We start from the raw sequence: 14,398 nt of genomic DNA on the forward strand, positions 1-14,398 counted from the left end.
CCTAAGAGCGGGGTGAATCGCGCTGCTCTTTGCTGTTGAACACCTTATTGTTCGCAGTTGTAATAGTCGAGACTCCCGGATCGGTGGTGCTCGGATGACGGCGGGCTTGGTGTGCGGGTCATGCGGCACCGGCTTGCGCGAGAGGGCCAAGTTCTGCGACGAGTGCGGCGCCCCGACTACGTCTTCGCGCGATACCGCGAAGTACAAGCAGGTGACGGTGCTCTTCGCCGATGTGGTGCACTCGATGGACCTCGCGGCCGCGCTGGAAATGGAGCGGTACCGGGAGGTCATGACCGAGTTGGTGGGGCGCTCGGCGGCGGTGGTGCAGCGCTATGGCGGCGGGACGGTGGAGTCCACCGGCGACGGTGTGATGGGGATCTTCGGTGCCCCGATCGCGTTGGAGGATCATGCTTTTCGGGGATGTCTGGCTGCGTTGGCGATCCAGGAGGAGGCGGCCCGGTTGGCGGCCGAAGTACGGCGCCGCGACGGTGTCGATCTTCGCGTGCGGGTGGGCCTGAATTCAGGTCGGGTGATTGCCGGTAAGGCCGGTTCAGGGTCGCTGGGATACGCCGCGACCGGCGAGTCGGTCGGGTTTGCCCAGCGGATGGAATCGGTGGCGCCCCCGGGCGGAGTGATGCTGTCGGAGTCGACGGCGCGACTGGTCGAGCACATCGTGATGCTCGCGGAGCCGGAGTGGGTGCGCGTCAAGGGCTCCGACGAACCGGTGCGTGCGCGTCGGTTGATGGCGATCGGCGCGCGCAATGGTCTGGTCGGGCGCGCCGAGGCGAGCCTGGTCGGTCGGCGTTGGGAGATGGCCGCTGTTGAGGCCGTGGTGGACCGCGCGATCGGTGGCCGTGGTGGTGTGGTGAATGTCGTGGGACCGCCAGGCATCGGCAAGTCTCGGGCGGCGCGGGAGGCCACGGCGCTGGCGGCCGAGCGTGGGGTCGAGGTGTTTTGGGCCTTCTGCGAGTCGCATGCCGGTGACATTCCCTTCCACGTTGTGGCTCAACTGCTGCGCGCTGGCACCGGCGTGGCCGACCTCGACCGCGAAGCCGCCCGGATGCGGGTGCGGGCTCGTGTGCCGGATGCCGACCCGCAGGATCTGCTGCTGTTCGATGATCTGCTCGGCATCGCCGACCCCGAGGTGCCGCTGCCTCAGATCGACCCGGACGCGCGGCGGCGCCGGTTGACCGCGATGATCAACGCCGCGTCGCTGGCGCGCACCGAACCGGCGCTGTACGTCATCGAGGATGTGCACTGGATCGACGGGGTCAGCGAGTCGATGCTGGCCGACTTCCTCACCGTCATTCCGCGCACCCCGTCGATGGTGCTGATCACCTCGCGCCCCGAATACAAGGGAGCGCTGACGCAGGTGGCGGGCGCGCAGACGATAGCGCTTGCCCCACTGGGTGATTCGGACACCGTGGCGCTGCTGGCTGAACTGCTGGGGTCGGACCCCTCGGTGGCTGCGCTGGCGGGCATCGTCGCCGACCGGGCGGCTGGGAACCCATTTTTCGCCGAGGAGATGGTGCGTGAGTTGGTGCAGCGCAGTGTGCTGACCGGTGAGCGCGGCAGCTATGTCTGTGGCACTAACGCCACCGAAATCACCGTGCCGGCCACTGTGCAGGCTGCCATCGCCGCGCGCGTCGATCGGCTCAGCGCGCCGGCCAGGCGGACGTTGAACGCGGCGTCGGTGATCGGCGACCGCTTCGGGGCAGAGCTGCTCGCTGTGCTGGACATTGATCCCGTGTTCGACGAGCTGCTCAGTATCGAGCTGATCGATCAGGTGCGGTTCGCCCCAAGCACCGAGTACGCCTTTCATCACCCACTTATCCGCGCGGTGGCCTACGAGTCGCAGCTGAAATCGGACCGGGCCAAGCTACACCGGCGCCTGGCCACCGCGATCCAAGAGGGTGCGCCCGGATCGGTGGAGGAGAACGCGGCGCTGATCGCCGAACATCTGCAGGCCGCCGGCGATCTGGACGTCGCGTATGCCTGGCACATGCGGGCCAGCGCGTCGTCAGCCAACCGCGACATCGGCGCGGCGCGCGTCAGTTGGGAGCGCGCCCGCCAGATCGCCGACCAACTACCCGACGAGCACCCCGACAAAGTGTCCATGCGCATCGGCCCCCGGGCCATGTTGCGCGCAACCGACTGGCAAGCCGCAACTGTCCAAGAATCCCAAGGCCGCTTCGAGGAGTTGCGCGAGTTGTGCATCGCAGCCGGGGACAAGGTCTCGCTGGCCATCGGCATGAGCGGGCTGGGAACCGAGCACCTCTATGCAGGTCGTGCACATGAAGGATCGCGGCTGGCATCGGAACAGATGGCGCTGCTCGAGTCGATCGGCGATCCGAACTTGACCATGGGTTTGGCGTTCGTAGCATTCTCCACCTGGTTCGCCAGCGGTGACTTCGACGAGATGTTGCGGTGGTCGCAGACTGTCGTCGACCTGGCCGCGGGTGACCCCGCCAAGGGCGCTGGCTTCGGTCTGGGATCGCCGTTGGCGGTCGGGGTGGCGTTTCGCGGCGTTGCTCATTGGTGGTTGGGGCATCCGGGATGGCGACGGGATCTCGACGACGCCGCCGCGATGGCCCGAAACAGCGACCCGGCAACCCTCGGCCTTGTCGTCGCCTGGACCTACGGGCTGGGAATACCCTATGGGCTGTTCCGAGCCGACGACTCCGCGCTGCGCGCCATTGAGGAGGCGGTGCAGACCGCCCAGAAGGCGAGCAGCGACATCGCTCTGATCTTCGCCGAGTACTCGCTGGGTGTGGCGCTGCTGTATCAGGACGCCGCCGCCGACCGTGACCGCGGACTTGAGCTGACGGTGCAGGCTCGCGAGTGGCAGCGCCGACGTATGCCCTCCCTGGTCCCGCTCACCGACGTGTTGATCGCTTGGGAGAGGGCCAGGCGGGGCGACCGCGATGGCGTCATTCCCGCGATGCGCAACGCCGTGGACCAACTGCGCCAGGAAGGACGGCTGGGGTTTGGCATCTGGGGCACCAGCATTCTGGTGGAAACGCTGGCAAAGCGTGGCGCCGAGAGCGATCTGGCCGAAGCCCAAGAGGCGATCGACTGGCTGGCGAACCTGCCCGATGACGGTTCGGCAATCATCGAGATCACGCTGCTGCGGCTACGCGCGCTGCTGGCGCGGGCCCGCGGCGACGACGTTGCGCACCGTGAGTTGGTGAGCCGCTATCGCGCGATGGCGGAATCGCTTGGCTTCGAAGGACACATCGACTGGGCCAACGCGATGACCGAGGGCATCTGAGCACTACCGCACCGAGGCCGGGCGAGATTGCAGTGGCGCAGTACTGCCGTCCACTTGCGGCACGCCAGCGACGATTCCCCTGACACGTGGCTCGGTGATTCGAGCGCTCACCGGGCACGAGATTCCAAGGAACATCGCAATTTAGGGGACTGCATGACCTGTCCAGCCATGGCCAACGCGTACGAAACATCGACGCCGACCAGATTGAACCCGCCGCGGGTTCGCTTACCCAAGCTCGTTCAGGGCGTCGGATTAACCCTGTTTCGCCGCGGAGCGATGCGATATTGGATCAAGCGGCACGGACGCATCTTCGAGTTCAACGTCCCATTCTTTGGCCAATGCGTGGCGATTTCCGACCCTGCTCTGGTGAGGTCGGTGTGTACCGCGGACTCCGAACGGCTGACCAATTATCAACTGAACCTGAGCAACTTTTTTGGCCCGGGGTCGATATTTGCCCTTGAAGGCGGTCGGCACCACGATCGGCGTCGACTCCTCGCACCGGCTCTCCATGGTCGGAGTCTCAAGAATCACGAGGTGATTATTGCCGACGAGACACTGCGTGAGAGTGCGAATTGGCTTGAGAATAAAGAATTCCGGATTCTCGAACCGATGCACAGGATCACCTTGAACGTGATCTTGCGGACCATCTTCGGCGCTGACGGCGCCGAGCTAGAGGAGCTGCGTGAGATCGTCAACCGTTTCACAAAACGCGGATCGATACTGGCGAAGTTGATGCCCGCGCCGAAGTTCCGGACCCGTCGCTGCAGCCCGTGGAACAAGCTGGACAAGATCCGGGAGGACTTTGACCGCATCGTATTGATGCTGATCGACAGGGCCAAGGCCGATCCGGGACTCGGCGAGCGAACGGACATCCTGGCAATCTTGCTGCGCAGCAGGCATGCCGATGGAACCGGAATGTCGCGGGCGGACATCTGCGACGAACTCGTGACCCTTATCGGTGCCGGCCACGAAACCACAGCATCCGCACTTACTTGGGCGTTTGAACGGTTGCGACGACACCCCGACGTGCTGGCCGAACTGGTCAGAGAGGTCGACGCTGGAGGCAGCGACTTCCGTCGTGCGACGATCTTGGAATTGCTGCGGGCTCGCACCATCATCGATTATCCGGGCAGATGGGTCAGTGCGCCGTACTTCGATCTGGGCGCGTGGCGAATTCCTCACAGTCGCAACGTGTTTGTGAGTCTTGCCGATCTGCACGAGAATCCGGAAGTCTTTCCTCACCCCGAACGTTTCGATCCGACCCGCTTTCTGGACACCGATCAGCCGGTACCAGCATGGCTGGCGTTCGGAAGCGGAGCACGCCGATGCATCGGGTCTGATTTCGCGATCGCCGAAATGGATGTCGTGCTGCGGACGGTGCTGCAGAGTTTCCGGATCCACACCGATGCTGCCGCCGACGAGAAGTCGCATTTCCGGGGAGTCGCCTATGCCCCGAAGCTTGGCGGCCGGGTAGTCGTCAGCCGCCGAAAGTAGTCCCGCTATGTCGACCCAGCTGATCACTCCATTGCGTCCACAGCGGTTCGAAATCCGCTGCAACGTCAGTGACGTTGCTCTCTCGAACGTGGCGGTGCACCTGGTCTTCTTCTTTGAGCGACGTCTCGACAGGAAGGCGCTCGCCGGCGCATTCGCGCACGCGCTCAACAGCTTTCCGATGTTCGCGGGGCGAATGGCACTGGTCGGCGGCTGGATGCGAATCCGATGCAAGGGGCAGGGCGCGCCCTTCACATCTGTGTCGGCCGACCGCACACTCCGTGAGGCTATCCAATCGGTGTCGGAGGACCGCGGAGGCTGGCTCATCGATCCGGTGAACGGCGCCGCGGCGCGGTGGGGATTAGGCCCACTGTGCAAGGTACGTGTCACGCATCTTGCGGACAACGCGACCGCCATCGGTTTCTCGTGGCACCACGCGATCGGTGACATGCAGACGGCTATGCATTTCATGAACGCGTGGGCTGCCGCTGCGGCCGACAAGCCAATGGCTGACCCGTTGATCGTCGAGGACCGCGCCGCCTACCTCGACGCACATCTCCCTGCCGATGGGGCTGTCGAGGCCGGGGTGCGTTGCCTCGGGCTCGCAGAGATTGCACGAAGCGCGCTCTACATCGCAAAGGATGCGCGAAAGCAGCGGACTCTGAATCTCTATTACGGCGAAGGCGAAATCGCCCGCATGCGCGAATATTACGGAAGCCGGATGCGATTGTCTGCGAACGACGTTGTGTGCGCGCATGTTTCCGAGGCACTCATGAACGCGGATCCCGCCGTGGATCGTCGCACCCTCGCGATCGCCGTGAATGTGCGGAGTCAGTGTGGCCTGGATCCGATGCTGGTCGGCAATATCGTCACGGCGTTAAACGTCGACGTTCGACGCGGCGAACCGGCACGCGCGATTGCCGAACGCATCCGCCATAAGGTGGATAGCTTCGCCGCCGAACACTGCGACATGCGCATCAACCAGAAGTTTCTGGACGCTGCCGGTACATGGCGGGGCGCTCGCTGTGTGGCGACGAGCTTCAATCCGGTCCAGTGGAACCCGCTTATCACGAACTGGACCGGATTCGGCGTTTATCGGATCCAGTTCGAAGGCGCCTTCACGGTCTACTGCGCGCCGTTGATGAACATTCCCTTCGCCGGAGTCGGCGTCCTGGTCGAAGGGGCCGATGGCCGCGGGCTGGTCTTTCAGATGACATTGCCGCCCAACGACTTCGAGGCCATGTCGAGCCCCGCGATTCGGGAACACCTACACCGCTTCCGGCACGCGGACGACGACATTCCAAGACTGCACCATGAGGTCCGCCGCTAACTGTCAACTGGTTCGCAGCACCTCGACGGCCTCTAGCCGCCTCGCATGCAGCAGCGGGTACAGGGCGGCGGCCAGGACGAGTACGAACACCGCTGCCACACCGGTTCCGAGCGGCACAGGCGGTAAGCCCCATTCGATCTTGATGCCGTAGTACACCGGTGAGCCCAGCGACCAGAGATACGTGAGACCCACTCCCCCAAGCACCGCAACGCCCCCGACCAGCAAGCCGAGCAGGCCCGCGTTAGCGATGATCACCGCCTGTTCCTGCCCGGAGGTCATCCCGATCGCCCGCAATGCGGCCCGCTCACGCTTGCGCTGCACAAGGCCGAGGACGAACACGTTCAGCAGGCTCATGCCGGCGGCTGCCATCACGACGTATCCCGAGATCGTGAACGGCTTCAGGAATCGGGTGATCCCGTTGGTGGCCTCCGAACGCCACTGCCGGTTGTCGTACACGCGCAATCCGGCGCCGAGGTTCACGAAATCGCTGCGGTGAGCGGTCGCGGCGGCGGCGGACGGGTAGGCCACCGCGATCTGGTCGCGCACGGCGGCCCAATCCGCACGCGCCAACCTGTCCGAAACCAGCACCATGTCGCCCACTGCCGCGTCGTTCACCATCCGTGGATGAAAGATTCCAGCGACCCGGTACTGCCTCGGCCCTGCAACGGTCGGCAGTTCGACCGTGCCGCCCTCCGCGACGCCGAGCCGGCTGGCCGCAATCTCGCTCAGGCCGATCTCGCCGTCCCGCAGGCCCGGCCAGAACTCATCACGTGAATCGGTCGGCTGATACAGCGCCGTGCTGTACCAATCTCCCGGTGTGACACCGACGACCAACCGCGACAGCGTTCCCGACCCGATCGTCGATCGCCAGCGCGACGTCACGCTGCGCCCGTCGGCGGCGCGGGTCACCAGCTCGAACGTGGCATCGGCGATCTGGCTATCCCGTTGATCGAGCACCGACTGCGCGGCGATCAACAAGGAGCCCGGCAGATGGTCGGCCTGCTCGTCCGCGATCTGGGTGGTGCTGAGCAGTTGCATGCCGTGTGAGCTGATGGCCGAGCTGGCGCCCTGGGCAAGTAGCGCGGCTGAGAGTGCGAACAGCACGGAGTAGCGCCGCACGTCTGCTCCCAGCAAACGCCCAACGGCCGGACGCGCGATCGTCAGCAGCCTGATCGCCAGCGCCGCGCCGCGCGGGGCCAGCCATGCCGTCACCAACACAACCCCACACAACCCCACGGTCATGCCGTAGATACCCACGTTCAGCGGCAGTGACCCGCGCTCGAAGATCTTCAGTATGACGACGGAGGCGACCAGCGCGCCCACTCCGGCGAACAGCGGCCACATCGGGATCGTCCTGGCACGCTGTATCCCACCGACGCTCGCCATCGACGCTAACGGTCCCTCGCGGACCAACCTGACGGCCGGCCCGGTCATCGCGAGAATTCCGCAGACGATCCCCGCGGCCGCTCCGATCACAATCAAGCTCGGGGTGAAGTGCGCTGCGATCGTGCCGCCCGAGCCCTCCAGCATGGAGTGCCCGAACCGGTCCACCAGATACATCCCGAGCAGGAATCCGGTCGGCACCCCCAACAGTCCGCCGAGAACACCCACCACGGCGCCCTCGCCGAGCATCCCGCCGAACAACCCGACAGGCCTTGCGCCGATCGCGCCGACGGTCCCCATCACCGCTCGCCGGTCCTCGATGGCCAACAGGATGGTGTTCACGGCGACGAGGAAGCCGATCAGGACGCCGGCCAGAACAGTCAGGTTGAAACTCTGTGTTGCGTTCTCGAACATGGCCGGTTGATGGGGCCGGGGCGGCCCCGCCGTGGCAATGCCGGCGGTGACGCGGTCGATATCGGCCGTGATGTCAGCCCCCCGTCTCGGCAGCACGAACGCGGCCGTCGCGTAGCCGGGTGAGCCGAGCATGCTCGCGGCGATGTCGATGGAGGGGGCCAGCAACACGTAGCCGCCGTTGATGCCCTCGACGCGGTCGAACTCCGGGAACGTCCAACCCAAATGCGCCGATCCTGGCGGCAGGCCGGGGATGCGCAGCTCCTCCCCGAGCTGTAAGCCATGCCGCTGGGCAATCGCCGTGGGCACCTCCAGCGGCACACCGGGACCGTCTGCGGGTTTGACGTCGCGGGCGCGCTGCTCGCAGTTGAACGAGCCGACCAGCAGCTCAATCTGGCAGGACCCGCCGAGCAGAAAGAACCCCTGGGTGCCGCCACCTGAAATGTCCACCGGCGTCAAGCCGGCAACGACCGGGATGACCGCCTCCGCGCCGGCCACCTCGGCCCGCAGTCGGTTGACTGTCCCGATCGGCAACCGACCGCTGACGTTCGGGGTCACCTCGACCACCCCTCTGCCGGCGGCATGGGTGAGCGACGGGCCGAATGAGTCGAACGGACTCGCGAGCTCGGATTTGAGTATCAGGACTCCGAGGACCACCGTCACTCCAAGCGCGACGCCGATGGCGCTGAGCAGTGTCCGTCGCCAGTCGGCGATCAACGCAGCGAGGTGGATGCGCCGAAATGACATCCATCCGGCGCGCAACGATTCCATCATCGCTCCGCGACGGGCGCGGCGGCATCGGCGCCGTACGCGCGCCCGTCGACCAGATGCAGCTCGCGGGTGCCGTAGCGTGCCGCCGCCTGGTCGTGTGTCACCAGGACGACCGCCGCGCCTTCTTCGTCTGACAGCGAGCGCAGGAGATCCAGAACCTCGGTCGAAGAATGGCTATCGAGGTTTCCAGTCGGCTCGTCAGCGAGGATGATGGATGGCCGGCCCACCAGCGCGCGCGCCACCGCCACCCTTTGCATTTGTCCGCCCGACAGTTCGGCCGGCCGGTGCCGCGCGCGGTCGCCGAGCCCGACCCGTTGCAATAGCTCCTCGGCGCGGGCGTCGGCTGACCGGGTCGGCACACCGTCCAGCACCAGCGGCAACGACACGTTCTCTATCGCGGTCAGCATCGGCACCAAGTTGAAGAACTGGAAGACGAATCCGAGGTTGCGCCGGCGGAACGCGGCGCGCCTGCCGGTGCTCTGCGCCCAGATGTCCTGGCCGGCGACGGCTACCGTGCCGTTGTCCGGTGCGTCCAGCCCGCCCGCAACATGCAGGAGGGTCGATTTGCCGGCTCCCGATGGTCCGGTCACGACCACGAATTCGCCGGCGTCCAAAGTGAAATCGAAGTCAACAAGCACATGCACCTGCTCGTCGCCCCTGCGGTACGTCTTGCCGACGCCCCTGAGTTGCAGGACCGGCGTCGTTGAATCGTCGGGCTGCCCGACCCCTCGGAGGAGACGCTCAGACTCAGCTAATTCGGACACTTCGCGCCTCTTCCCTTGGCGTTGTGACCGATTGATCGTCACTGGCGATGCGATGGGGTGGCGCAGTAGTGGGCCACTGCATTCCCGCTTCAGTAGTCCGTGCCGACACCGGTCAGGACTGCAGTGGCGCACTACCGCGCTCGTCGCGCACCGCGCGAGCGAGGATTCCTCTCGGAGATGGCCATCGGCGAGGGATCGTTGGCCGTCCCCGAAAGGAGATGATCATGCAGCTAGCACTGCGTCCCTATGCCACTGTCGGAGTTGCCATTCTCGGTGCCGGCCTGATCTATGTCACCCCGGTGAGCGCACCCCACATCGAGCAGCATGCGGTTGGCCTTGCCGCTGTCGAGGACAGCATCGATCTCGTCAACCCCGTCGATGCGGGGTTCAGCGCATTGACCGGAGCCGGCGGGTCGGCTTTGGCCTCAGTCACCGACGCGCTGCCGGGCGCCGCCGACCTGGAACTTCTCGATCCCGCGTTCTGGGAAATGTTCTGGAATGCCCTGATTGATCCCTCGGGCGAAAGCGCCTCGTTGCTGCTAACGGGTGCTCTTGAACAACTTCCCGTTATCGGTCCCGCTCTTGAGTCCTTTGGGCTGTTTGTCGTATTTCCAGTAAGTCTGCTTTTGGCATATGCCTGGAGTGAGATCGCACCGCTCCTTGGCCTCGGTACCGGTGCCGCCGCTGCCGAGCCATTGGGAACCGGCTTGCAAGGTGTCTACGACGCGGCGCTCTCGGGGGTAATCGATCCTGCCGTGCCAGCCGGAGTCAGCACCGCTCTGGCGGACGTTACCCCGCTGTTCAGCGACGCGGCAGGGGCGCTCGATCCCACCACCGTGGTCCAGGATCTGAGCACGGCGCTGGACCCCAGCGTCGTGACATCGGTCCTCGACCTCAACCCGATAGCCGACCTCGGCACAGTGCTCGATCCCGGCGGACTAGCCGACATCGGCACAATGCTGAGCACCAGCACTATCCCGGATCTGGGTGAGATTTTTACGAGCCTGATTCCCTGAATCCTGAGGCGCCCAGCACAGGCGTCAGAGCGATGTCACTATGTTCACGCCCCCGGACGGGGTATCAGCGCGGCAAGTTCGTCGCGGCTGGTGGTTCCCGTCCTGGCCATCGCTCGGTAGATATGGCTCTCGACGGTGCGTACGGAAACGGTCAGTCGCTCGGCGATTGCGCGGTTGGATAATCCCGCACCGACCATCATCACGATCTCTGCTTCGCGGTCGGTCAGCGGTAAGGGGCTCGCGGCCTGACGGTGCGCCGGAGTGCTAGCGCCGCCGCATTGTTCGGCCAGTGCAACGCCGCGCGCCGAGCACCTCAACGCCGAGCCCCGCAGGTCTTGGCTGCGATAGGCGACAGCGGCGTAGGAGGTCGCATCTAAGGCCGCGACAAGGTCACCCATTCGTTCGAATTCATCTGACAACGAGGATAATTCAGCAGCGTCGCCGTCACGCAGGGCGATGGCGAACCGGGCAGCCAGGCCCACACGTGGCCCTTCGACAATCGACTCGAGCTCACGCAACCTAAGTGCGCTGTTGCGATCACCGAACTGGGTGGCGGTCTGCAGGCAGACCACTTCGGCCGCGAATTGCCCAGCGGCCGCAGCCCTTTCAGCCGCCGCCAGCACGACGGTGATCGCCTCGCTGACGGCGCCCTGGCTCGCGACGACCCACGCCCGGGCCAAGCTGCATTCATAGTCGAGTGAGCGGAACGGGCGCAGCTGCTTGTCCAGCACGGCGAGCATGGCGGCCGCCTCGTCAGTTGAACCACGCATCGCCAGCGCGGTCGTGCGCGGGATGTGATAGCGGTACCCCCAGCCGATGGCGTGCGAGGCGGACAATCCCTCCGCCCCCTGTTCCAACATTGCACATGCGGTATCCAGGCGGCCGGCCCCAAGCGCAGCCCGACCAGCCACGGCGGAGCCGAGCAACTGAGCGGCGCCCGGAAGATCGGCAGCCTGCCGGCGCACCCGTTCGGCCACCTCAACAGCGTCACCGATCCGCCCAGACAACAGCAGCGCGCTGATGTGCGCATCAGCGATGTTGAACCTCATGTGTGGGGCATCGAATGAGCGAGTCGCGTTGGTGTATCCCGTATCTGCGACGGTCACTGCTTCGGCGGTGCGACCAGCGTCCGCGGCTATGGTGGCGAGCACCCACGCTATCTCCGCGCCAACGACTGCCGGTAGGTCGTCCAGTGCAAGGCTTTCCGACGCTTGCCGCGCCTCCTCCGGCCGGTCCATCGCAAACCAGTACACCGTCAGGAACGCATCGATATAGCTGCGCGCGTGCGGTGGCGTGGTGCGTGACGCCTCGTCGATGATTTCCTTCGCGCGCGCCGGGTCGCCGAGCGCCCAGAGCATGTTGCTGGCCCGTAGGAAAGCCAATCTGGCGTGGCCTTCGTCGGCCAACGCGCCGCTGTCGGCCGCGGCGAGCACCGTGTCGGCCTCCTCGCCACGCCCCAGCCACGAAAGTGCATGCGCTCGAACAAAATTCGGTTCCGGCCCGCCACCGGCGCGGCCTGCCGCTTCCGCGAGTCGAGCGGCGAGCGGCAGATCCGCCAGCCAGACGGCGCCCTGTGCTGCACTGACGAGCAAGCCGGCGTCGGGTGTGAGGTCGGAGTCGAGACTCAACGTGGCGCGGCGCACCACGACTTGTATGTCGTCGTGGTCATCGGCGGCGGCGAGTTCGGCAGCAACCAGTCCGCGTAGTCGGCGCAGTTTGGTGGCCGCCGCGCGCCTGCGGCGCACCTCGCCGTAGAGCGGGTGCGCCACCCGCACCTCCACACCGCTAACCGCGGGCTCGAGCGTGATCAGGCCCCGGGTCTCGGCCTCCTCGACCGCGGCCGGATCAGTGATCCGCCTCAGGGCCGCCAGTTCAATCGGCTCCCCAACGGCTAGCGCGTCGACCACATCACTAACCGACGTCGGCAGCGCTCCGATGCGGGATTCGATCAGCTCGACCAAGCTGGGAGGCATCATCGGGTCACCCGTCCACCGCCAGAACCCGCGCTGTTTCACGAGCCGGCCGTCAGCGACCTCCTGGTCAACGATGGTGCGAAGGTACAAAACGTTGCCGCGGGTTAAGTTCCATAGCCGCTGAGCCGCTTCCGGGTCCACCGATCCGCCGAGGGTCGCCGACAGCAGCGTGTTGGTTTCGTCAACGGACATGGGTTGCAGGTCCAGTCGGTCGAACCGGCCGCCCTTCCATATCTCCTGTACCGCGGCGGGAATCGGTTCGCCGTCGCGAACGGTCAGAACCACTTTTGCCGCGCCGCGCTGCACGATCTGGTACACAACGAACAACGACAAATCGTCGAGCAGATGCACGTCATCGACACCCACCACCACCTCGGCGTCCGGGGATGCGGCCGTCAGCAGGTCGATCACCCCGCGCAGCAACTGAACGGTATCGGTGACACCCGACGGCGCCCATGCCGACAAAACACCCAATGGAATTGCGCGCGCCGAGGATGTGCCGACCGCCAACCGGCCTTCGCACCCGTGGGACTCCGCAGCCGACAAAGCCTCACGGGCGATACGGCTCTTCCCCACACCCGCCGCACCGTAAACAACAATCCCTGATACATCCGAAGCCGAGATGGCGGCCTGGATCGCCCGCATCTCCTCCGAGCGGCCAACTAACGGCCACCGCATCTGCATTCCCAAAGCCTAGGAGGGCAGGCACAGCGACGCGGAGCCTACTGGCGACTTCATATAAAAGACTGCGTCGCTGCGCCTCGGCCCGTGCTCAAGAGTTCCGTCAGATCAGGGATGCGGCGCTGCGCGACTCGGCCATGTCCTGGGTGCTTACGCTTTCGCGACGTCCCCGTCCCGCAGCTCGCGTAACGCTGTCCGCAGTCCGCGACGCCTGCCCGTGTCGGGATCGATACCAAAGCTATCCCGAACACCACCACGAATGCGGAACTTCAGCTCCGAGTGGGTTTCTGGTGAATCGTCGGCGCTGGCTTGGAGCAACTTGTTGGGGAGCGAGAGCTTCAGGATGGTCCAGAATGTCTGCATATATTGGTGCCCAAGGGATCCGGTCGTGTAAGGAAGGGCGTACTTGTCGCAGAGCGCTGTGCTGCGCTCGGACATTTCGGCGTACCGATTGCTGGGCAGGTCGGGAAACAGGTGGTGCTCAATCTGGTAGCACAGGTTTCCGCTCATGAAAGCCATCATGGGCCCGGCCTTGAAGTTCGCCGACCCGAGCATCTGCCGCAGGTACCACTCAGGATGCGTCTCCGCCTCGAATTCCTCGGCAGTGAATTTCTCGGCGCCGTCGGGGAAGTGTCCACAGAAGATGACCATGTACGACCAGTAGTTCCGGATCAGGTTGGCCGTCACGTTGGCGCCCAGGGTGTGCTTCCAGTTCCGGCCCGCCAGAGCCGGAAAGACCACGTAGTCTTTGCCGACCTGCTTGCCGACCTTCCTGCCGATCACGCGCAAGTCCCTGAGGACCTCGTCCTTGGATTTCTCGCCCCTGCGGACCTTCGACAATTCGACCCCGTGCAACGCAACTCCCCACTCGAAAAGTGTTCCGAGCAGCAGGTTGTAGACCGGGTTGCCGATATTCCACTTGTCCCAGCGTTGGTCGCGGGTGACGCGGAGCAGCCCGTAGCCCACGTCGTCGTCCATCCCGACGATATTGGTGTATTTGTGATGCACGAAGTTGTGCGACTTCTTCCACTGCACGCTCGGAGCGGTGGTGTCCCACTCCCATTCGGTCGAGTGAATCTCGGGATCATTCATCCAATCCCACTGGCCGTGGGTGATGTTATGCCCGAGTTCCATGTTCTCGATGATCTTCGCGGCGGCCAGCATCGCGGTACCGGCGACCCAGGCGACCTTGTTCCTGCTCGCCATCAAGGCGACTCGGCCGCCTACCGCCAACGCGCGCTGCAACTGGATGCTCCTGCGCACGTAGCGGGCGTCCCGTTCACCCCTGGACTCTTCGATGTCGGTTC

The 14,398-nt window shown here is 65.1% G+C and carries 8 protein-coding genes; 4 read left to right on the forward strand and 4 right to left on the reverse strand.

The features are described 5' to 3' along the window. Positions 1–94 precede the first annotated feature (94 nt). From WAN02_RS20660 to WAN02_RS20670, 3 genes are all read left to right on the forward strand, one after another. The gene (locus WAN02_RS20660; RefSeq protein ID WP_422266088.1) at positions 95–3,271 is read left to right on the forward strand and encodes an AAA family ATPase; all 3,177 of its coding nucleotides are present in this window, start codon (positions 95–97) and stop codon (positions 3,269–3,271) included. 168 nt (positions 3,272–3,439) lie between these two features. Next, on the forward strand, positions 3,440–4,765 hold the full coding sequence (locus tag WAN02_RS20665; RefSeq protein WP_422266095.1) for a cytochrome P450: 1,326 nt from the start codon (positions 3,440–3,442) through the stop codon (positions 4,763–4,765). Between the two features lie 7 nt (positions 4,766–4,772). Then, on the forward strand, positions 4,773–6,092 hold the full coding sequence (locus WAN02_RS20670; RefSeq protein WP_422266089.1) for an acyltransferase: 1,320 nt from the start codon (positions 4,773–4,775) through the stop codon (positions 6,090–6,092). Between the two features lie 3 nt (positions 6,093–6,095). On the opposite strand, the gene WAN02_RS20675 is transcribed toward WAN02_RS20670, so the two are convergent. Together WAN02_RS20675 and WAN02_RS20680 are read right to left on the reverse strand one after the other, a co-directional pair. Continuing rightward, positions 6,096–8,657: an FtsX-like permease family protein gene (locus tag WAN02_RS20675; RefSeq protein ID WP_422266090.1), complete on the reverse strand. Its 2,562-nt coding sequence runs from the start codon at positions 8,655–8,657 to the stop codon at positions 6,096–6,098. Then, a complete protein-coding gene (locus WAN02_RS20680) occupies positions 8,657–9,421 on the reverse strand; it encodes an ABC transporter ATP-binding protein (protein WP_422266091.1) in 765 nt (254 codons plus the stop codon). Before WAN02_RS20680 ends, WAN02_RS20675 begins: the two co-directional genes overlap by 1 nt. 224 nt (positions 9,422–9,645) lie before the next feature. Between WAN02_RS20680 and WAN02_RS20685 the strand changes: the two genes are divergently transcribed. Then, positions 9,646–10,437, forward strand: coding sequence for a hypothetical protein (locus WAN02_RS20685; RefSeq protein ID WP_422266092.1), 792 nt, complete (start codon positions 9,646–9,648; stop codon positions 10,435–10,437). A 44-nt stretch (positions 10,438–10,481) separates the two neighbouring features. Here WAN02_RS20685 and WAN02_RS20690 read toward each other — a convergent pair whose 3' ends face one another. Both WAN02_RS20690 and WAN02_RS20695 read right to left on the reverse strand, forming a co-directional pair. Continuing rightward, complete coding sequence (locus tag WAN02_RS20690; protein ID WP_422266093.1) at positions 10,482–13,094, reverse strand: LuxR C-terminal-related transcriptional regulator; 2,613 nt, start codon at positions 13,092–13,094, stop codon at positions 10,482–10,484. 147 nt (positions 13,095–13,241) lie between these two features. Beyond that, positions 13,242–14,398 (reverse strand): fatty acid desaturase family protein (locus WAN02_RS20695; protein WP_422266094.1); only part of this gene is annotated, 1,157 nt, incomplete at its 5' end.

Source organism: Mycobacterium sp. (assembly GCF_049281135.1).
GTDB lineage: Bacteria > Actinomycetota > Actinomycetes > Mycobacteriales > Mycobacteriaceae > Mycobacterium.

Excerpts from the sequence above, each read along its gene's own strand:
- WAN02_RS20660 (WP_422266088.1), top strand. The coding sequence starts at position 95 with ATGACGGCGGGCTTGGTGTGCGGGTCATGCGGCACCGGCTTGCGCGAG.
- WAN02_RS20665 (WP_422266095.1), top strand. The coding sequence starts at position 3,440 with ATGGCCAACGCGTACGAAACATCGACGCCGACCAGATTGAACCCGCCG.
- WAN02_RS20670 (WP_422266089.1), top strand. The coding sequence starts at position 4,773 with ATGTCGACCCAGCTGATCACTCCATTGCGTCCACAGCGGTTCGAAATC.
- WAN02_RS20675 (WP_422266090.1), bottom strand. The coding sequence starts at position 8,657 with ATGGAATCGTTGCGCGCCGGATGGATGTCATTTCGGCGCATCCACCTC.
- WAN02_RS20685 (WP_422266092.1), top strand. The coding sequence starts at position 9,646 with ATGCAGCTAGCACTGCGTCCCTATGCCACTGTCGGAGTTGCCATTCTC.
- WAN02_RS20690 (WP_422266093.1), bottom strand. The coding sequence starts at position 13,094 with ATGCAGATGCGGTGGCCGTTAGTTGGCCGCTCGGAGGAGATGCGGGCG.